The 21,104-nt window shown below is 45.7% G+C and carries 17 protein-coding genes and 1 other annotated feature (1 of these 18 running past the window's edge); of the genes, 7 read left to right on the top strand and 10 right to left on the bottom strand.

The genetic code is table 11. The annotated features are described in order from the left end of the window. Window positions 1-33: 33 nt before the first annotated feature. Together AB3489_RS02850 and nrdR are read right to left on the bottom strand one after the other, a co-directional pair. A complete protein-coding gene (locus AB3489_RS02850) occupies window positions 34-2,157 on the bottom strand; it encodes a ribonucleoside triphosphate reductase (protein ID WP_368293877.1) in 2,124 nt (707 codons plus the stop codon). An 82-nt stretch (window positions 2,158-2,239) separates the two neighbouring features. Then, window positions 2,240-2,698: a transcriptional regulator NrdR gene (nrdR, locus tag AB3489_RS02845; protein WP_025206092.1), complete on the bottom strand. Its 459-nt coding sequence runs from the start codon at window positions 2,696-2,698 to the stop codon at window positions 2,240-2,242. Window positions 2,699-2,975: 277 nt separating this feature from the next. Here nrdR and AB3489_RS02840 point away from each other — a divergent pair, with 277 nt between their 5' ends. Next, window positions 2,976-3,743: a hypothetical protein gene (locus AB3489_RS02840; RefSeq protein ID WP_368293876.1), complete on the top strand. Its 768-nt coding sequence runs from the start codon at window positions 2,976-2,978 to the stop codon at window positions 3,741-3,743. Between the two features lie 58 nt (window positions 3,744-3,801). Here the strand turns inward: AB3489_RS02840 and metH are convergent, their stop codons facing one another. Next, window positions 3,802-7,293 (bottom strand): methionine synthase, encoded by a 3,492-nt coding sequence (gene metH / locus AB3489_RS02835; RefSeq protein WP_368293875.1) that lies wholly within the window; start codon window positions 7,291-7,293, stop codon window positions 3,802-3,804. 286 nt (window positions 7,294-7,579) lie between these two features. Between metH and AB3489_RS02830 the strand changes: the two genes are divergently transcribed. Further along, window positions 7,580-8,263, top strand: a complete 684-nt coding sequence (locus tag AB3489_RS02830) for a response regulator transcription factor (RefSeq protein WP_019226022.1) — start codon at window positions 7,580-7,582, stop codon at window positions 8,261-8,263. A gap of 89 nt (window positions 8,264-8,352) precedes the next feature. After that, window positions 8,353-9,942 carry a sensor histidine kinase gene (locus AB3489_RS02825; RefSeq protein ID WP_368293874.1) on the top strand — a complete coding sequence of 530 codons (1,590 nt, stop codon included), beginning with the start codon at window positions 8,353-8,355 and terminating at the stop codon, window positions 9,940-9,942. Window positions 9,943-9,956: 14 nt separating this feature from the next. On the opposite strand, the gene AB3489_RS02820 is transcribed toward AB3489_RS02825, so the two are convergent. Continuing rightward, a complete protein-coding gene (locus AB3489_RS02820; RefSeq protein ID WP_368293873.1) occupies window positions 9,957-10,694 on the bottom strand; it encodes a ZIP family metal transporter in 738 nt (245 codons plus the stop codon). Continuing rightward, window positions 10,681-12,558 (bottom strand): molecular chaperone HtpG, encoded by a 1,878-nt coding sequence (htpG, locus tag AB3489_RS02815; RefSeq protein WP_368293872.1) that lies wholly within the window; start codon window positions 12,556-12,558, stop codon window positions 10,681-10,683. Before htpG ends, AB3489_RS02820 begins: the two co-directional genes overlap by 14 nt. 379 nt (window positions 12,559-12,937) lie before the next feature. Between htpG and AB3489_RS02810 the strand changes: the two genes are divergently transcribed. Further along, window positions 12,938-13,663, top strand: coding sequence for an outer membrane lipoprotein carrier protein LolA (locus tag AB3489_RS02810; protein ID WP_368293871.1), 726 nt, complete (start codon window positions 12,938-12,940; stop codon window positions 13,661-13,663). A gap of 54 nt (window positions 13,664-13,717) precedes the next feature. Here the strand turns inward: AB3489_RS02810 and AB3489_RS02805 are convergent, their stop codons facing one another. From AB3489_RS02805 to AB3489_RS02795, 3 genes are all read right to left on the bottom strand, one after another. After that, window positions 13,718-14,047, bottom strand: coding sequence for a FeoC-like transcriptional regulator (locus tag AB3489_RS02805; protein WP_368293870.1), 330 nt, complete (start codon window positions 14,045-14,047; stop codon window positions 13,718-13,720). 22 nt (window positions 14,048-14,069) lie between these two features. Further along, a complete protein-coding gene (gene feoB, locus AB3489_RS02800) occupies window positions 14,070-16,091 on the bottom strand; it encodes a ferrous iron transport protein B (RefSeq protein ID WP_368293869.1) in 2,022 nt (673 codons plus the stop codon). A gap of 196 nt (window positions 16,092-16,287) precedes the next feature. Beyond that, on the bottom strand, window positions 16,288-16,527 hold the full coding sequence (locus AB3489_RS02795; RefSeq protein WP_015043780.1) for a FeoA family protein: 240 nt from the start codon (window positions 16,525-16,527) through the stop codon (window positions 16,288-16,290). Between the two features lie 241 nt (window positions 16,528-16,768). Here AB3489_RS02795 and crcB point away from each other — a divergent pair, with 241 nt between their 5' ends. Together crcB and AB3489_RS02785 are read left to right on the top strand one after the other, a co-directional pair. Next, a complete protein-coding gene (gene crcB / locus AB3489_RS02790) occupies window positions 16,769-17,176 on the top strand; it encodes a fluoride efflux transporter CrcB (protein ID WP_368293868.1) in 408 nt (135 codons plus the stop codon). Between the two features lie 14 nt (window positions 17,177-17,190). After that, window positions 17,191-17,529 (top strand): DUF190 domain-containing protein, encoded by a 339-nt coding sequence (locus tag AB3489_RS02785; RefSeq protein ID WP_015043783.1) that lies wholly within the window; start codon window positions 17,191-17,193, stop codon window positions 17,527-17,529. Between the two features lie 16 nt (window positions 17,530-17,545). Here AB3489_RS02785 and murI read toward each other — a convergent pair whose 3' ends face one another. Continuing rightward, window positions 17,546-18,313, bottom strand: a complete 768-nt coding sequence (gene murI, locus AB3489_RS02780; protein ID WP_336571217.1) for a glutamate racemase — start codon at window positions 18,311-18,313, stop codon at window positions 17,546-17,548. 231 nt (window positions 18,314-18,544) lie between these two features. On the opposite strand from murI, the gene speD reads away from it, so the two are divergent. Next, the gene (speD, locus tag AB3489_RS02775) at window positions 18,545-19,360 is read left to right on the top strand and encodes an adenosylmethionine decarboxylase (RefSeq protein ID WP_019226014.1); all 816 of its coding nucleotides are present in this window, start codon (window positions 18,545-18,547) and stop codon (window positions 19,358-19,360) included. Window positions 19,361-19,439: 79 nt separating this feature from the next. Here speD and AB3489_RS02770 read toward each other — a convergent pair whose 3' ends face one another. Next, window positions 19,440-20,933 (bottom strand): 2-isopropylmalate synthase, encoded by a 1,494-nt coding sequence (locus AB3489_RS02770; protein ID WP_368293866.1) that lies wholly within the window; start codon window positions 20,931-20,933, stop codon window positions 19,440-19,442. A gap of 94 nt (window positions 20,934-21,027) precedes the next feature. Beyond that, window positions 21,028-21,104, bottom strand: a binding site (T-box leader); it runs 185 nt beyond the window's last position.

Here is a 21,104-nt window from a genome sequence, read left to right as displayed (position 1 = left end):
TTCCTGCAAAGTTCGCATTATTGACTTAGGTTGTTATTTTGCTACGCCGTCAAACAGACTTGGCGTGACGCCCGTAACACGGTATTTGACAGTTTCTTGTTTCTCTTCCTGTTTGCCAGGGTTCATGGCGGAGATCGGTCTATAGAAGCCGGTGACCCTCGTCATGACTAAGGTTTCCCTGCCGCACTCGGGGCAGTTAAAATGTTCACCTTTGATATATTTGTGGTCTTCGCAGATGCTGAAGGTCGGAGTCAGCGTGAAATACGGCAGCTGGAAGTTCTCAAATACCCTGCGTACGACAGCCTTGGCGACGGCAAGATCATCGAGACTTTCAGCAAGATAGCCATGAAGCACGGTCCCTCCGGTATAAAGCGTCTGCAGGTCATCCTGAAGCTCCACGGCGCGGAACAGGTCGCTAGTATAGCCCACAGGCAGGTGGGTGGAGTTCGTGTAATAGGGTTCATTGTCACCGGCCGTAATGATATCGGGATAATGCTTTTTGTTGATTTTGGCCAGACGGTAGCTCGTACCTTCCGCGGGCGTTGCCTCAAGGTTATAGAGGTCTCCGTCTTGCTCCTGGAATTCCTGGATGCGGTCTCTCATATAGTTCAATGTTTCCTTGGCAAAATTCTGTCCGAAAACAGTGGTGATGTCATCGGCGTCCGAAGTAAAATTACGGATCGCTTCATTCATGCCGACCAGACCGATCGTCGAGAAGTGGTTCGTCCAGTACTTGCCGAAACGTTTCTTGATATCCCTCAGATAAAATTTGGTATACGGGTACAAGCCATTGTCCGTCAGGATCTCCAGCGTTTTGCGTTTGGTCTGCAGCGAAGACCGGGCGATGTTCATGTGGTTATCAATCAGCGTGATGAACTGGTCCCAGTTGCCTTTAGCCAGATAGCCGTACAACGGCAGGTTCAGGGTTACAACCCCTATGCTTCCTGTGAGCGGATTGGCTCCGAACAGGCCACCTCCGCGTTTTCTGAGTTCCCTGTTGTCCAGACGCAGACGGCAGCACATGCTTCTGGCGTCCTCCGGATTCATATCGGAATTGATAAAATTCGCAAAATACGGGATTCCGTATTTATCGGTCATTTTGAAGATCGCTCTCGAAACTTCACTGTTCCAGTCAAAGCCCTTCGTGATGTTGTACGTCGGGATCGGGAAGCTAAAAATATTGCCGTCAGCATCACCTTCGAGCATGACCTCGCAGAACGCCATATTGATGATATCCATCTCAGCTTGATATTCCCGGTACGGCGTATCCAGGAATTTGCCGTCAACGACAGCGGGCTCATCTTTGATGGCTGATTCGGCCGCCCGCACATCGAGCGTAATATTAAAGAATGGAGACTGGAAACCTACCCTGGTCGGGACATTGACATTGAAAATAAATTCCTGAATCCCCTGTTTGACTTGTTTATAATCAAGGTTATCCACTCTGACGAACGGAGCAAGATAGGTATCAAAGCTGGAGAGTGCCTGAGCACCGGCAGCTTCTCCCTGTAAGGTATATACAAAATTAACGATCTGTCCGAGTGCGGAACGAAAGTGTTTGGCCGGTCTGGAGGTCGTTTTACCTTCCGCTCCCCTAAAACCTACCAGAAGCAGGTCTTTGAGATCCCAGCCGACGCAATATGGAGCAAGATCTCCCATGTCATGATTATGCAAAGCACCGGAATCGTGCGCTTTGCCGACTTCAGACGGAAGCAGGGACTGCCAGAAAGCATTAGTCGCTTTGCTGGTTACAAACCGGTTAAGCCCCTGAACCGAAAATCCCATATTGGAATTCTCTTTGATTTCCCAGGTTCCCAGCCCCAGGTAATCAGAGAATAATTGATTGTTATCGTTTTTGGCGCTTTCCTGATTTCGAATGATTTCATGCTGGAAGCGGTATCTTATATATGCTCTGGCGACATTGGTATTTCCTGTCTGCATCAGGACATCTTCAACTTTATCCTGAATCTGCTCGATTTGGAAGCCTTCATTCTTACTGTAAGCAGCTTCCAATTCCGAGAATACCCTGTCGGTAACGATCTTCGCCCAGTTGGTGACATTGGGGGTTTCGGTAGCGATAAAAGCCTTTTCTACCGCCTTGCGAATCTTCTCCTGATTAAAAATTTCTCTTCTTCCATCCCTTTTCACAACGTACATGGCTTAGTCCTCCTGCTCCCATATATATTTATTTGCATGGATATCCTGTCTTTATCGCAAGGATCTCAATTGGGGGACTGTTTTATTTGCGACGCTTTACCAGTCCGTTCAACTCTTCCATAAACTTCTGAATATCCTTGAACTGCCTGTAAACAGAAGCAAAGCGAATATACGCAATTTCATCTGCTGCAAACAGTTTTTTCATGACGGCCTCACCGATCAATTCGCTCGGCACTTCACGGTCGTTGATATCACGCATTTCTCTTTCAATATCAGTGACCATTGTTTCCAGCTGCTCAGTGGACACGGGGCGCTTTTCACAGGCCTTGTTCAATCCGGACAATAGTTTGTGACGGGAAAAGGGCTCTCTTCTGCCATCCTTTTTCACGACAATCAGCTGAAAATCCTCGTAGCGCTCATACGTCGTAAAACGCTTTGTGCAGACATCGCATTCCCGTCTGCGTCGGATAGCAGTACCTTCCTCAATTTGTCTGGAATCCAGCACCTTCGTGTCGTCACTCTGGCAAAAAGGACAGCGCAATACCCTCATCCTTCCTATATCTTGTATATTCCTTATTTTATCAACACTATATATAGTAAGCAATCGCCTTTTATTGGCGTTTTTATGCATCTAAGGCCTTCTATATGGATTATTTTACGTTTTGCTTGCGATTTTAGTTCTTGAAGATTTCATGCAAAACATTACTTAAGTCCCAAATCATTGCAAAATAAATAAATCAAGACAAACACACTTCCGTCAAAAAAACATATCCTTTTATTGTAAATATATTCCATTATAACCATAAGGAGGAATCCCCATGAGTATTGGTCAACCCTCCTATCTTCTGCAAAAAGTTGCACCGATTGTACTGAGGGAACTTCAGCCATACATCGCCGGTAAAGTTGGTCCCCTCGTTGCTGAAAAAATTGGCATGCCCATTGCCAGGAAAGTCGGACTTCCACTTGCTAAAAGAATAGGTATTCCTATGGCCCGTAAAACCGGTACCTTTTTATTGAACCGGGTCGGCTATCCGCTTATTAATAAAGTCATTTTTAAAGGAAATCCCCCTTCATTCCTCTTGCCCGGAAATCCCCAGGCAAACAGTGGCACAGGAATAAAGACAATGGTGACAGAAGCAGGATCAGGACTTGGACCAAGTTCAGGATCAGGAAATGGTACCGATACTGGAATAAGCACCGGTCCAGGTACAGTTATTAATACAAGTAAAGGTATAAAAAGGACAAAAAGAACAGAAACAGGAATAGAATCTAAAGCAGGTGTACGCGGGAGAAAACAAACCAAAGCAGAAAAAAAGATTGAAAAGCAAAACAGAAAGCGTCAAAAAACACGGAGAGGCTTGTTTAGCTTTGGTAAAAATCTTCAGTCCTTCCCGACTGGAATCCGTCCGCAGAACCAAATAGTCCCCGGGCCGATAGTTCCTTCTCCTAACCAGGAAGCACCGAGTACCTTCGTCCAGCCTGTTGTTCAAAATCCAACTGTCCAAAATTCTTATGAACTATTTGATCAAAATCAGAATTATGCTTCAAGTCTATTTAGCAGAAGAAGGCAAAACTATGGTTTTTGAAAAATTCGAAATCCCGCCTCAGTCTCGAGACGGGATTTCATGGCGTTTATTGCAGAGATCAACGGTTAATATTAAATATTTTAGCTTCGGGATGAGAAAAAACAACAGCGCTAACAGACGCTTCGGGGTCCATCATGAAATTCTCTGTCAGCGTTATTCCAATCTCCTCCGGTTTCAGCAGTCTGAATAGCTTAGCCTGTTCTTCCAGTGCAGGGTAGATCGGGTAGCCCGGAGAAACCCGGATGCCGTTGTCAATCCCCCAGATTTTACGCATTTTTTCATGCATGATGTCAGCAAATGCTTCAGCCAGCTCCAGGGCCAGAACCTGAAGAAGAAAAGACTTCAGGTATTCACCCTTGTCCCGGTAATTCTCGGCCTTTTCTTTAATCCCCAGGCCCGTGGTCAGCGCGAACATTCCAAGATAATCATACGCCTGCTCCTGTCCAACATGCTTGTTCCGGGGGCGGACATAGTCAGCCAGACAAAGGCCATTATCTTTTTGCTGACGCGGGAAACTGAGTTCTTCAAGGACAATATTTGAATCCATAATAGCGACCGTATTGCCGTTCGCACAGGCCGGATAAAACGCGAATACCCCATTGACCGTAATCAGCTTGTGTTCTTGGATCTCTTCCAGGAAATCCTGAACAAATATCTGGATTTTGGCTGATTTATCTTGGGAAACATCTGCGGAATCCAGCAGGAGACTTTCCGCTGCCTTGATTTCTTCCTGGGAAGAGTGGCGCAATTTGTTTTTGACACCGAGATAACGCCTCAGGATAAAAGGCAGATCCAAGTTCGGGATAATCTCCGCCAGCGGATAATCCAGAAGGACCTCCCGTGCTGTATGCTGCGGGCGGCAGGCAGGTCCGTCAAAGCTGACCGGCGAAAACTTATTTTCGATGTGGTTGTCAGAAATACTGCCGGAGATACTGTCTGGGATGTTACCGGAAATCGTACCAACATTACCGGCCTGATCATTATTTTTAGCTACGTTATAGCTTCCGGAATCATTAGCCGGTTTTCTTTTTAGACCATTCAGGAGATTCAGGCCATCCATAGCGTCGCGCGCATACAGGACCGGTCCGCCGTATTGCGGAGCGATCTTTTCTTCGGTATATTTTCGGGACAGAGCCGCGCCTCCGAGAATCAGCGGGGTATTGATCCCGGCTGCCTGCAGGTCCTGGGCCGTCAGCAGCATTTGCTGAACTGATTTGACCAGAAGTCCGGATAACCCGATCGCATCAGGGGCCTCTTTCCTAGCCGCTTCAATCAGCTGTTCAGAACTGACTTTGACGCCAAGGTTAATCACCTTATAACCGTTATTGGACAGGATGATTTCCACAAGATTCTTACCGATATCATGGACATCGCCCTTGACCGTCGCGAGCAGTATCTTCCCTTTGACCGCATCTTCGGCTTTTTCCATATAGGCCTCTAGGATGGTCACCGCTGCCTTCATGACTTCGGCACTCTGCAGAACTTCAGCCACGATCAGTTGGTTCCTGTTAAAGAGGCTGCCGACTTCCTCCATCCCCTTCATCAACGGGCCGTTAATAATTTCGAGCGGCCGGTATTTCGTCAGGGCCTCGTACAGATCGTTTTCCAGGCCCTCCTTGGAGCCTTCAACAATCGTTCCTGCCAGCCGTTCCTCAACGGAAAGCCTGGACGTCTGTTTTTGTTCCGTGACCTTTTTCTCTCTGTAAAAATCGGTAAAGGCTTTTAAGGTCTGGTCATTCGTATTTAAGAGCAGGTCTTCGGCCAGTTTTTTCTCTTCATGCGGAATCGTCGCATAACGTTCCAGTTTTTCGGAATTAACAATCGCGTAGTCCAGCCCGGCTACGGTATTCAGATAGACGAATACGGCATTCAGCACTTCCCGGCCTGCCGCAGGCAGACCGAAGGAGACATTGCTGATCCCAAGAATCGTCTTGCATTCCGGATATTTGGCCTTAATCAGGCGCAGGCCTTCAATGGTCTCAACTGCGGAACCGAGATACTTAGCATCCCCGGTCCCTACCGGGAATGTCAGCGGATCAAAGATAATATCGGCAGCCGAAAGACCATATTCATACACCAGCAGATCGTAAGAGCGTCCGGCCACTTCGAGCTTGCGCTCCCGGGTCAGGGCCATACCCTGTTCATCGATTAATCCGACCACGACTGCAGCCCCGAACTTTCGGATCAGCGGAACAACATCATCGAAGCGTTCCCGTCCATTTTCAAGGTTGATCGAATTGATAATTGCTTTGCCCTGAATCAGCCGGAGTCCAGCTTCCAAAACCGCAGGATCGGTCGTATCCAGCATCAGCGGCACTTTGACTTTATTAACAACATGGGGTAGAAAACTGACCATATCCTCCAGTTCGTCCCGGTCTGGATTAGCCACACAGACATCTATGATCTGAGCACCCTTCTTGACCTGGTTTCGGGCAATCTCGGAACCTTCTTCATAATATTCACCGGCGATCAGTTCCTTAAATTTGCGGGAACCGATCACATTGGTCCGCTCGCCGACCAGAAGCGGGCGGTTGTCTTCTTCGGGCCAGACCGGTTCAAGCCCGGTGATGCTGCTCCGTTCCGCTGCCATTGTCCGTCTTGGAGCATACTTGGCCAGGGCTGCAGCCAGCGCTTCGATATGGCGGTCCGTCGTCCCGCAGCAGCCGCCGGCGATGTTCAGCCAGCCTTTGGCTGCGTAAGCGGCCATCTTTCCGGCAAACTCTTCCGGAGTTTCCCGATAACCGCCTTCTTCATCCGGTAGCCCAGCGTTCGGGTAACAGCTCACGGCACAAGCGGCAATTCCCTCCAGGGTTCTGAGGTGATCGTTCATCAGTTCTGCGCCGGTGCCACAGTTCATACCGACGGCAGCAGGCTTCAGGTGCTGTATCGAAATATATAAGGCTTCAATATTCTGCCCTGCGAGCATCGTACCCGAGGGTTCAATCGTCACGGAAACGACCAGCGGCACTTTCCGCCCAAGTTCAGCAAAGGCACGCTGGATCCCGAGTCCTGCCGCCTTGATATTCAGTGTATCCTGACAGGTTTCGACGATCAACAGATCGACGCCTCCCTTAATAAGGCCAAGAGTTTGGCGGTAATAAGCCTCTTCGAGGTCCGTAAAAGCAATACCGCCTCCAAAGGCCAGCATCTTGGTCGTCGGACCCATGGATCCAGCTACAAACCGCGGTTTTTCCGCTGTGGACCATTTGTCGGCCGCTTCGCGGGCCAGCCGTGCCGCAGCCTCGTTGATTTCCATATCCCTGTCCCTGAGATGATATTCCCCAAGGACAATATTTGTACCTCCGAAGGTATTGGTTTCAATGATATCCGCACCGGCTTTCAGATAGGCCTCATGAATATCACGCACGATATGAGGACGGGTGAGCGTCAGGATTTCGTTGCAGCCTTCCTGCTCAGGCCCTCCAAAATCTTCAGCAGACAGATTCTTCTGCTGAAGCATGGTCCCCATTGCTCCGTCCAGAATCAGAATTTTTCTCGTAAGCAATTCATTAAAAATCTGTTGTTTCATGGTCTCACCACTTCTTTGCAAACTTTTCCTCCAAGCTTCCCTTGGGTTTATCATATTATTTTACCATGATTATACGATTCGTCCAATCTATACATTTCGTATTTCCTGCGTATTTCCTGAGCAGTCATTTTTGTATATTCTAAGCTTCGTAGCAGCATATCCGGATATTCTGAGCTGCAGAAAATTCTTGTTAAAATTGCTCAAACCGTTAAAATAGTAATATATGGCGATATTCAGACAAATATGACTGTATTCAGTTTCCTTTCAGAATAATCGTGTATTTTAAAGACACAGGAGGAATAAACGAATGGCCAATAAATTCAGAATACTTGTCGTGGATGACGACGCTTCAATCCGCCAGATGCTCAGCCTGGGGCTGAAGCAGGAGGGTTACGATATCGGAACAGCGGACAATGGAAAAAAGGCACTGGAAATAATCCCTGTCTTTGAACCTCATGTCATCATCCTTGACATTATGATGCCGGTCATGGACGGATATGAACTATGTGAATCCATCCCGGAAATATCCGGTGCTTCCATGATTATGCTGACTGCCAAGGATACATCCAAAGACATTGTCAAAGGACTGCGCCTCGGAGCCCATGACTATCTGGTTAAACCTTTTCACTTTGACGAGCTGCTGGCCCGGATCGAGGTTCAGCTGCGTAACCGTTTCCCGGATCTATCCGGCAAAAGAACCATTGGCCGGTTTACGATCGATGAACTGAAAAAGTCAATCCTGCTCGATGATCAGCCTCTGCAGCTTTCTCCTACTGAATATAAACTGCTGTCCTATCTATTATGGAACAGCAACCAAACGTTGAGTAAAGAACAAATCCTGATTCACATCTGGGGTTACGATTTTGAAGGAGAGGACAATATCGTCGAGGTATATATCCGCTATCTTCGAGAGAAACTTGGGGATCTGGACCATACAATTATTAAAACCGTCAGGGGCCTCGGTTACCACCTGCAGACGGAGCAGCAGTAACCGGCAGTCTGCACGAGATATCAAATATCAAGCATTTTACACAGGAATATCATGACGCATTGAATGTTGATCACATTAGGGAGATCATCATGAAAATTCATCCTCTGGAAAAATTAAATATTTGGCGGCAATCCCTTGTAGGGCAGCTCCTGCTGCGTTTCTGGGTGTGCCATATCATTTTTTTTACGTTAATTGGGGCTATTCAGTATACTTCCTTGAAAAATTCCCTGTATCAGAGCGTGGAGCAGAACCTGCTTTCAGACTATTACGCCATACGGAACAGTATGGGGAGCTGGCTTTCGAGCAGTGAGTTTCCTCCGGGAAGATTCTCCGAACTCCGCCCGGGAAATTTTGTGGCGTTTTATACCAGCGACCATCAACTTAAATCGATTGTTTACAGCTACGGCAAAGCGAACAGCACGGTCCCTAATCTCAGCCGCAGCCAACTGCAGTTTGATCTTGCTGAGAAGGCGAGATCCGGCGGATGTTTTATTTTTGAGGATACCGATGAACAGCAGTATATGCTGATGGTGGCCCCGGTCGTAACGAACCAGCTTTCGGTAAACAGTCTCCCCCTGGAACAAAACAACGATATTCAGCCCTATGCGGGCTATGCTTTGATCGGTCAGCCGCTGGCTGAGCAGGACCTGATCTTGAGCCGAAATCTCAGAGGGTATACTTTTAACGCGATCATCATTATTCTGCTCAGTACATTTTTTACGGCGCTGGTTTTGCAGAAACCATTGGAACCGCTTCTGAACATTTCCTATACGGCCCGCAAGATTGCCGCCGGCCGCTATGACCTGCGCCTTCCGTATATGAATAAAACCGCTTCGGAAATTCAGCAGCTTCGGGAAGCTTTAAACCATATGCTCGGACAGATGGAAAATGCTCTAAATACGGAAAGATCGGCTAAAAACCGAATGGCCCGGTTTATTGCCGATGCTTCTCATGAACTCAGGACTCCGCTGACCTCGATCAGAGGCTTCCTGGAAATACTTCAGCGGACGGGTATGCCAGATAAAGAAACTTTAGATGCTGCCCATCAGACTATGCTGATCGAGACAGAAAGACTGATCAGGCTTACCGAAGGTCTTCTGACCTTAAATCGGATTGCCCAAGAAGAAATAAACAGCGATCATTCCGAAGAGCTCAATTCCGGACTGCACGATGTTCTTCCTGAACTTATGCCGCTTTTGGCCCCGCTGCTTAAAGACCGTACTTTCAGATTCAACGGCCAGGATTTCCGGACAATTGACGATTTCGTCTCGGAAGTCCTGGATACGTCGCAAGTGCTTCCATTAAAACCTGATGAACTGAAACAAATTCTGTACAATCTTGTTAATAACGCTATTCAACATACACTTTCCGGCGGAACGATTGATATCCTCGCCAAAGCAGAGAATTCCCGTTTTATTCTATCCGTCAAGGATAACGGTGAAGGAATCCCGGCTGAAGACGTTCCTCATATTTTTGAAAGATTTTTCCAGGGAGACCGTTCCCGTTCCCATGGAAAAGGCCAAGGATCGGGACTCGGCCTGGCAATCGTATCGGAACTGGTGTACCTTCGCGGAGGAGAAATACGGGTCGAAAGCACCCCTGGAGAAGGAACGTCCTTTACGATTTTTTTCCCGCTGGTTCTCGTGAAAAACGATAGCTTGATGACACAAAGTAATTGATGCCACAGATAATTCTATGACAGGATTAATGCCAGAATGAAGCCGAGCATGATGCCGACATTGGCATATTCACTGTGGGAATGGTGGCTTTTCGGAATCAGTTCGTCACTGCTGATATAGATCATTGCTCCGGCCGCAAACGCCAGAAAGAAAGCGATGATAAGCGGAGAGATCAGGCCAAGAATCATTCCCAGCCCGGTACCGAGCAGCGTTGACATACCGGTCATGGTCGTGATCAGGACGACCCTCGATTTACGGACGTTGGCGAGACACAGCGGCATCGCCACACAAAGACCTTCAGCAATATTATGAAGACCGATTGTTAAGGCTGTCATGATACCCATGTGATACGATACTTCGCTGGTCGCGCCGATCGCGATCCCTTCGGGAAGATTATGCAGTGTAATTCCGAGCGCGATAAAATACCCCATCTTGGCATAGTTACTCAAATCCGCTTCAACCTTGTGAATGTGCGGCATTGAAATATCCACCAGAAACAAGAACAGAGCCCCGGCTGCAAAACCGGCAATACAAATGATACTGTTGCTCATGTCCAGGCTGGTCGGAATCAGACTTAAGGCAGATATCCCGATCATGATTCCTGACGCAAATCCGAGCGATATTGAAAGTATCTTGTTCGTGATATTTTTTATCGAGATAGAGATGACAGCGCCAAGCCCGGTAACCAGACCTGCTATCAACCCGTAGAGTAGAATGGTAATAATAATCACTCCGATATTATTTCTTAACAACCGCTCTTTCCAGGATATTGTAGAGTCTGCTGACCATACTCCTGGGATCGATGATCAGTCCGGCGGCAATCTGGGAGTTTTCCAGAATCTGTTCCGCCGCTGCCGCAGCAAATGTGTCGCCCGACTTGCGCAGCTCATTGATTCCCTGAATGACCGGATGCTGGCTGTTAATCTCCAAAATCCCCGCTGGGATACCTTCCATATCCTTATTCATGATTTGCATCATTTTCTGCATGCTATGCGTTCCGTATGAGCTGAGCACAACAGCGGGACTGTCCACGAGACGTTTGGAAGCACGCACCTCGGTTACCCTGTCCCCAAGAGTTTCTTTGAACCAATCCAATAAGGCCCTCACTTCATCCTCGGGAATATCACTTTCGGCATTACTGGGCTGCTCAGCATCTAAATCCGGCAGATCCTGACTGTCCTGTTCGGCCGCAACAATCTTCTTCTCTTTGAACTCTGGAAGCCCGCTTAAGATGTAGTCATCAATCGGTTCATACGTATAAAGCACTTCAATGCCCTTGTCCTTAAAGATCTCAAGATACGGCCCGGATTCGATGACTTTACGGTTGGAACCGCTGACATAATAGATCGCTTTTTGTTCCTCTCTCATTCTTCCAACGTAGCCTTCCAGTGAAATCAGCTCACCTTCAGCCGTCATGTTGGATTCAAAGCGCAGGAGCCTGACCAGTGCGTCCTTGTGGGCATAGTCCGAAGCTGCTCCTTCTTTAATGAACCTGCTGAATTTTTCCCAAAATTGATTGTATTTGGCCGGATCATCTTTGGCTTGCTCTTCGAGATACTTTAGGAATCTGCCGGTGACTACCTTGTTCAGTTTGGCGACAAGCGCATTGTCCTGAAGGGTCTCCCTGGAAATGTTCAGGGGAAGGTCATCACTGTCAATGACGCCACGTACAAACCGCATCCACTCCGGCACGATGGCTTCGGATTTTTCCTGAATCAGGACTTTTTTGCAGAATAGGTTAACGCCTCTCTCCATTTTGCTGAAGCCGAACCGCTCATAATTTTCTCCGGGCACAAACAGCAGTGCTTTAATGGAAAGCGGTGCATCGGAGGAAAAGTGCATTCTGTAGAATGGCTCGTCAAAAGCATTGTCAATATATTTATAGAATTCCGTATATTCCTGCTCACTGATTTCGGATGCGTTTTTCGTCCATATTGCTTCGACGGTATTGACTTTTTCACTGTTGACTTTCACGGGATAAGGGACAAAACTCGAATACTGTTTGATAATCCTGTTGATTTCGTCAGCTTTGCTGAAATTATAGGCATTTTCTTTTAACTGGAGAACGATCCTGGTCCCATAATTGCTTTGGTCACCCTGTTCTATTAAATAGCTTCCTGCTCCGTTTGAAGACCAGATCCAGCTTTCAGAGTCCGGTCTGAAAGAGCGAGTATAAAGTGTTACTTTCTCCGCAACCATAAACGCCGAATAAAATCCGACGCCGAACTGTCCAATCAGGCTTAAATCGGTATTGCTTCCGGATCCGGCCTTTCTGACCTCTGTCAGCTGTCTGATAAATTCCTTGGATCCTGAATGGGCGATCGTACCCAGATTTTCAATTAGTTCTTCTTTGGTCATTCCGATCCCATTATCGGTAATGGTAAGCGTGTGCTTTTCTTCATCCGTTTCGATGGAAATTTCCAGCGGCTGTTCGGATCCGCTTATCTCATTTTCGGTGAGCCTGCAGTAGCGCAGTTTCTCCGTAGCGTCAGCTGCATTGGATATTAATTCTCTTAAGAAGATCTCTCGCTCCGTATAGAGAGAATTAATAACAATATCCAGCAGCTGGGTGATTTCTGTCTGAAACTCCCTAGTTTCAACATTGTTATTCATCATTACCAACCCTCCCAATCATTTCATATGGCTGTGCTTTGGTCGAATCAAAAATCGACCATCATATTATACCATGGAATGGAAAAAAATCTAACATTCAAATACTTGTTCCTTCAAATACTTGTTCCTCTGACTTTTCATCACTGAAACAAAAAAAATATTCCAGTATTCAGGATGGTGTTCTAATTTCTGGAATAAAATGATACGTATATAAAGGACTTTTTACGAGTCATCACGAAAAATAATATAACGAAATATGGTTTAACAAAATATCATTTTTGAAGATTTATCCGCTAATAGAGTTTGCCATCATTCTTATGGAATGATTAAATCTTTAAATTCCATTATCCGAATACAAAAGAAGGTATAGGAGGAAAATATCATGAGATTGACGCGACGGTATCTTGCGCTTTTGCTCATTTTGCTGCTTCTTTGCGTTGGGGCTTTATCCGGCTGCGGCGGGAAAGAAGAATCAGCTGCCCAAAATGAAGCAACCTCGGCTCCGACAGAAACAGAAACACAAACTTTACCTGATGATAATGAAATTGTATCCGGTCTGATCGGAAAAGGACAGCTGGTCAAAGAAATGGCCTATGATTATGTGATTGTTGGCGGCGGAGCATCTTCGGAAAGCAAAGTCTGGCTCAAGGATCAGAAAATGAAAATGGAGGGCACCTTTAACGGCCCAAAGATGACATTTATTTTTGATAAGTCCAAGAAGGAGTTTATTACTTATACCTCGGGTCAGAACAGCGCCATAAAAATGACGTTAAGTGAATATAACGGTCCGGACACCACCACCCCTGTTGATTATGTCAGTGGTCTCGTTGAATCTAAGTATACAATAGGCGGGACTGAAACGGTCAACGGCATGGAGTGCAAAGTTCTTACTTTCACCAGCGAAGGATCAACTGTCAAGGAATGGATCAGCACCGAGTACGGCATTGTTGTGAAGGCCCAATATGAGGCAGGGGGCGAGATGACCACTATGGAATTCAAAAACCTGCAAATTGGAACAGGTGCCGTACCCGCTGGGACTTTCGACCTGCCGTCAGGAATGGAAGTGGTCGACATTAACGGCATGATGAATCTCGACAGCAATAAATAACAGATAATAGTAGATGAATGGTTTTTTCATATTTCCAACTGCTAGGGTGAACTCTTAAACAAGCGTAACTTTAAATCTAGAAGATACTGTTAATTGTTTTATACTGTTGGCAGTATTTTTTAAACTTTCCAAAAGTACTCTCCCCTTTGCCGTGAGCGTCCACAAGATTGCTCCCGCTTCTCCGTTTCCTTTGCTGCAGCAGCCCCCGCACCCCTTACATGGTTCATTGACGCAGGCTACATTATCCGCAGTCAGGTATCCAAGTCGTTGCAGGTCATTCAGCATTTGTTTAATCATCTCTGGATCGAGGTCTAATTTTTTTGCCAGCGAAGAAAAGGAGTTTGCTTGTTTATCGGCAATTTCTGTTAACAAATTGATCAGCATCGCAATACCTCCTGCCTATTCTTCAGATGAACAACGAACCGAGCTGAAAGATCAGCACCGCCGCGATCCAGCCAATGATCAGTGAGTAGAGAACAGAAAACAGTGTCCATTTAACAGAATTAGTCTCCTTTTTAATTATTCCGATTGTCGCTGCACAGGGTGAATAAAGTAGGGTCATTACCATAAAGGCATAGGCGGAGAGCGGCGTAAAATGCTGTGCTAAGACTGTTCCGAGCATTCCTTCGCCTGTCCCGTAAACCAACCCGAACGTCGCAATGATTGCTTCCTTGGCACCAATCCCGACAAGAAGTGCTACAGAAGCCTGCCAGCTGCCAAAACCAGCCGGGGATAATACAGGTGCGATGACTGCGCCTAATTTTCCAAGGAGACTTTCGGTACTGCCTGGTTCAACGCCGACTGGGAAAACAGAAAGTATCCAGATCAGAACGACGATCCCGAGGATCACAGTCCCTGCTTTTCTGACAAACGACTCCGTTTTTTCCCACATGTGCTGTATCAGGCTCTTCAGCGTTGGCAGACGATAAGGCGGAAGTTCCATAACAAAGTAGGATTTTTCCTGTTTGAACAGTGTTTCACTCAGGATTTTCCCCGCGGCAACAGCAACCATGATCCCTAAAAGGTACAGTGAAAAAATGACCAATCCTGCCAACGGTATGATGCCGATCGTTTTGCCCCTGAAGAATGCCCCGGCAAACAGCGCATAGACTGGAAGCCTGGCACTGCAGGAAATAAACGGACTGATTAAAATGCCGATCATGCGGTCTTTCCGGCTGTCCAAGGTTCGGGTGGACATGATTCCGGCCACATTGCAGCCGCTGCCGACAATCATTGCAACGGCCGTTTTTCCGTGCAGCCCGACAGCATTCATCAGCCGGTCCATAACATAGGCTGCCCTGGCCATATAACCGCTGTCTTCGAGAAAAGAAATCAAGAAATACATGGTAAACATCATCGGGATAAATACGAGTACAGAACCCACCCCGCCGATCAGGGCATCGCTGACAAAGGACTTGGCCAGGACCGGAGCGTTTACCAGCAAGCCGGAAACATACCGCCCCAGGATCCCGAAGGCGCTGTCCACATAGCCCCCAAGAACATTATTGCCGAGACCCATTGTGATCTGATACAGCAAAAACATGATTACAAAGAACAAAGGAATCCCGATCCATTTATTTGTCACGACCCTGTCAATCATTTCTGTCAGATCTCTTTGCGGAGGCGTTTCCCTACGGACACAATCCTTAATGATTTGGCCGATAAAGATATAACGCTGGTCTGCCAGATAGATTCCGGGTTCAAGACCAAAACGGCTGGTTATTCTGTCTTTTTCCTTGTCAGCCAGTTTTTCCAGGGTAGGACAACCTGCTATTTGCGTTTGAGCAAAAGCCTCATCCTCCAGCAGCCTGACAGCCACCAAGTTCGCCGATTCTTTACCAGCAATACCTTCTTCGACCAGGGCCTCAGCCAAAGCTCCAGATTCCCGGTTCATCGTTTGCCAATAGTCTGGCTGGACGGGCCGGCCTGGTTTTACTTTCATTGCCGCTGAAGTCTCTAGCAGCTCCCAAATCCCTTTGTTCTTCGTTGCCACTGTAGTGACAACCGATACGCCAAGAGCATCTCTAAGTTTCGCTGTATTGATGAAAATATTCTTTTTCACTGCTTCATCTGTCATATTTAAAGCAATGATTACATTTGTATCCATCTCAATCAGCTGTAACGTGAAATAAAGATTCCTCTCCAGATTTGCTGAGTCAATCACGTTCACAACAACATCGGGTTTTTCCTGCAAAATATAGTTTACCGCAACCATTTCATCTTCCGAACTGGCGGAAAGACTATACGCCCCGGGTAAGTCAATTACGCTGATCTCATTCCCGTTGAAACTGACCGTACCTTCTTTTTTCTCAACGGTTACTCCCGGCCAATTGCCAACATGCTGCCTCGCGCCTGTCAACGCATTAAAAATGCTTGTTTTCCCGCAGTTTGGGTTTCCAACGAGAGCTATCGTAAAATTCTTTTCCATCTGTTATCCTTCCCCTGAAACTCTTGCGATTAAGCATTTCGTACAATATTTGTTTCAATATTTATTGCTGTCTATTCCTGTTTTAACAAGGTATCATTTGCGGTGCTTATCATTCATAATCAAAGACTATATATGATAGTGATTATGATTATCATTTAATGGCCAAAAGTAGGGAGGCAGATTGCTATTATCTGTTTCAAATCTTCTCAACCTGAATTTTCCTGGCGTCGCTTTTACGGATAGCCAGATGATATCCTCTCAGATTAATCTTCATAGGGTCCCCCAACGGAGCTTGGCCGTCAACTTTAAATTCTGTCCCTTTGACCAGGCCCATATCTGTCAGTTTTTTTCTTAATACAGCATCCATGTGTATATTGACAATTCTGGCATTCGAGTTTACGGGTATCTTGTCCATTGTAAGGAAGGTAGCGTCCATTGCAGTCTCCTTATGAATTTTAACAATTTTATATTTTGTTCAAATTGTTATGACAATTTTGATAATGATTATCGAATTCATATTATTAATATAACGTTTATTGCTCAAAATGTCAATTCGTATCTTCCTATTCAAGTATTCAAGTATTCAAGTATTGAGCTTTTTATCCTGAGCTTTTATTGAAATATGCCGGAATGAAATGATATACTTAAATAACTCTTTTTTCAGGGAGTATTTAACTTTGCAGGAGGCTGATCTTCCTTTGAGTTATTCCGTCTATCTGGTGATTGGTTTAGGCGGTGCACTTGGAGCTATTGCCCGCTATGTGCTTTCCACCTGGATTTATCAAAAATATTTTTATACTTTTCCCTGGGGGACCTTCGTCGTCAATATGCTGGGGTGTTTTGCTCTGGGTATTGTCTATGTACTAGGAGTCGAAAATCTGGTGACCAGCCCGAATACCCGTTTATTTATATCTGTGGGTTTTCTGGGTGCGTTTACAACCTTTTCTACGCTGAGCCTTGAAACCCTGAATCTTATTAAGAGCGGAGAGATTATTGTAGCTGTGCTGAACGGTCTGGGAAGCATGCTCGTCGGACTGATTGCCGTCTGGCTTGGAATGAGCCTGACTCAGCTATTAATAAAATAAAGGAAGGGATCTCGATGGTAAAAATATCTGGTCAGGCTAGAAGAATCCGTATCTATATTGGAGAAGCCAGTAAATATAAAGGAGTATCCCTTTATCACACAATTGTCTTAAAGGCCAAAGAGCTGGGCCTGGCTGGTGCGACTGTCTTTAGGGGAATTGAAGGATTCGGCGCCAATACGAGAATAAAAACGTCAAGAATACTGGACCTTTCCAATGACCTTCCGATTGTTATTGAAGTGATAGACAGCGCCGAATATCTGCAGGACTTTCTGCTTTTTTTGGACGAGGTCGTGAACGAAGGATTAATAACCATAGAAGATTTGGAAGTAATGAAATATTTGCCAAAAAAATAAAGCCGTCTTAGCGGCTTTATTGATTTTGATCCAGCAGCAGGAGATACCGGGCATAACGGGATTCCGGCAGCTCTTTTCGGCCTGAAGAATAGAAAGTGACCTGACCATGACCGTCCTCAGCAAAAAGTTTTCTTTCAGTCAGGATTTTTTTCAGATAATTGACGGTTCCGGTACTTCCATCAATAATGTGCGTATCAGCAGGAAACAGTTCCTGCAGAATCCGCTTAAAATATGGAAAGTGTGTGCATCCTAAAACGACAGTACCATACTCGGTCAAATTATGAATGCCAAGTTTGCGATTCAGGTATTTCAGGATTTCATCTTTGTCAAAATAAAAATTTTCAGCATATTCAACAAGCTCCGGAAATGCTTTGCCATCTACAAGATGGTCCTGATCCAGTCTGGTGACCAGATTTTGATACTTTTCTTCGCGAAGTGTGAGCGGGGTGGCCATGACCAGTATTCTCTTGCAACCATTATTCTCGACAGCTGGTTTTACTGCCGGTTCCATGCCAAGGATTGGAAAATCATATCTTTGGCGAAGCTCATTGATGGCAATACTCGTCGCCGTATTGCAGGCGACTACCAGAACTTTTATCCCTTCAGCAGCCATGAAATCAACAGCATCCAAAACCAGTTTCAGGACTTCTTCCTTGCTTTTGGTCCCATAAGGCACATGATCAATATCCGCGTAATAAATAAAATCCTCCCGGGGCAGCTGCTTTATCGCTTCATGCAGTACGGTGATTCCACCGACCCCGGAGTCAAAGAAGCCTATGCGCATTTTTTTCAACTCACAAACTTTGTTTTTTCTTAATAAATTATAACCTATATCTTGTTAATCTTACAAAGAATATTATCACCATTTTCATCTTGTTTTTAAAAGGATTTGTTTAAAAATTTTTGTTCAAAAAATATTCGAACTGTCTATAGAAAAAGCTAAAAAATATGTATAATAAAGTAGTTACTTGAGAGAAAAAGGCTTAAAAATAATATTTGGTATAGGTGCAAGAAAATGAATATAAAACCTATCAATAAAAAATTAAAATTATATGGTTTTAACAACCTGACGAAAACGTTGAGTTTTAATTTCTATGATATCTGCTATGCTTTATCGCAGGATCAACATAAGAAATACATTGAGTACATTGATGAAGAATACAATGCCGACAGGCTGGTTAAAATTCTGACTTCTGTCGCTGAGATCATTGAAGCCAATATTCTGAATATCGCCAATCAGGATTACGATCCTCAGGGTGCCAGTGTCACCATGCTGGTCGCTGAAAATCAGATTATGGTCCGTGAACCGATGGAAATTCTTGAAAACGAAGCCCCGGGTCCTGATTCGCAGTCATTGGTCGGTCATCTGGATAAAAGTCATATTACAGTGCATACGTATCCGGAAAACCACCCTGACAAGGGGATTAGTACGTTCCGGGCCGATATTGACGTCTCCACCTGCGGCCAGATTTCGCCGCTAAAGGCTTTAAACTACTTGATTACAAGCTTTGAACCGGATATTGCGATTATCGATTACCGTGTCCGGGGCTTTACACGGGATGTTAACGGTAGAAAATATTTTATTGATCATAAGATTAATTCCATTCAGAATTTTATTTCGGAAGAAACCAGAAACCGATATCAGCTGATCGATGTTAATGTCTATCAGGATAATATTTTTCACACCAAGATGCTTTTAAGAGAGTTTGATCTTGATCATTATCTGTTCGGAGCTGAAAAAGAAGAGATATCCTCCAGCAAAAGAAGAAGGGTCAAACAAAGAATCAAACATGAGATGCAGGAGATTTTTTCCGGGAGAAATGTTTTCTAAATGCTTTATGAATCTTAAAAAAGGCGGTGTCGCAAACTACGAAAAAAGTAGTTAGTCGACACCGTCTTTTCCTTGTCTGTTAGCTTAGTTTGGAGACGGCATCAGCATACGCATGGGCGCTGGCATCGATGACGTCGGTACTTACTCCCTTGCCGACATAATAATTTCCGTCGGCAAAAATTTTAACAGTTGCATTCCCCAACGCCTCTTTACCGCGGCTTACAGATTTGATACTGTAATCTTCGAGCCGGACTTCCTTACCGGTAATCCTATCAATTGCTTTAAATACCGCATCGACAGGACCGTTTCCGATCGCGGCATCGGTTATCTCCGTGCCCTGTATTTCCAGGGTAACAGCAGCGGTGGCCGACTGCTTCCCTGATGTAGCTACGGATATATTCTTGACCTTGATCCCGTTTTGCTCGGGTATTCCCGTTCCCATCAGAACATGAAGATCTTCATCATAGATCTCCTGTTTCTTATCAGCCAACAATAAAAATTCTTCGTAAAGGGTATTCATCTGGCTATCTTCCGGCTTATATCCGAGTTCTTCCATCCTGTGTTTCAGCGCATGCCTTCCTGATCTGGCACTCAGGACAATCTGGTTCCTCGGTACGCCGATGATCTCCGGATCAATAATTTCATAGGTCTGTTTCTCTTTCAGGATACCATCTTGATGAATGCCGGAAGCATGCATGAACGCATTTGTCCCAACTATCGCCTTATGGCTCGGTACAGGAACCCCTGTGATTGAGGAAACCAGTCTGCTGGTCGCGGCAATTTCCCGGGGGTTTACAGCCAAATCGATGCCGTAGCGATCTTTCTGGGTATACATCGCCATAATGACTTCTTCCAAAGCAGTATTGCCGGCTCTTTCACCTATCCCGTTGATAGTGCCTTCCACTTGATCGGCCCCGGCCATAACGCCAGCTAGGGTGTTTGCTGTGGCCATTCCAAGATCATTATGACAATGGACACTTATTCTCACCCGGTCAATATTAGGGACATTCGTTTTGATATAGGAGACCAGTTCGCCGAATTCCCAAGGAGTCGCGTATCCCACAGTGTCCGGGATATTTACGACTGTTGCTCCGGCTGCAATTACGCGCTCAAATATCTTAGCCAGAAAATCATAATCACTCCGAAAAGCGTCTTCAGCATAAAACTCGACATCGTTCAGATATTTTTTGGCATGTCTGACAGCTTCTTCAGCCTTTTGGACCACCTGTTCCGGTTTTAGCCTGAGTTTTTTCTCCATATGAATCGGGGAAACGGCGATTCCGGTATGAATTCTAGGGTTCTCAGCTTCTTTGAGGGCCTCGGCACAAAGGTCAATATCTTTTTTCACGCAACGGGTCAGTCCACACACTGTGATTCCCTTAACTTCCCTGCCAATGATTTTCACAGATTCGAAGTCCCCGGGAGATGAAGCCGGAAAGCCCGCCTCCAAAATGTCTACGCCGAGTGTAGCCAGCTGCTTGGCAATCTCTAGTTTTTCCCGGACATTTAACGTGATCCCGAGAGATTGTTCACCATCCCTTAACGTGGTGTCAAACAAATATAATCTGCGCATTCTAATACCTCCTCATTATAGTTTGTCGCTCCCTGCCATTTGTTGAATCGCGTCATTCGTCCATTCTTGGACATCAAAAAGCCCTCGTCTCAATTAATGAGACGAAGGCCAATTCGCGGTACCACTCATGTTAACGGCACATGCCGTTCACTCTACAGGATGCGGGAAAAC

The organism is Dehalobacter sp. TBBPA1 (assembly GCF_040931655.1).
Classification (GTDB): domain Bacteria; phylum Bacillota; class Desulfitobacteriia; order Desulfitobacteriales; family Syntrophobotulaceae; genus Dehalobacter; species Dehalobacter restrictus.
The sequence above is the reverse complement of the archived record's forward strand: the minus strand, read 5'-3'. Positions and strand labels throughout refer to the sequence as shown.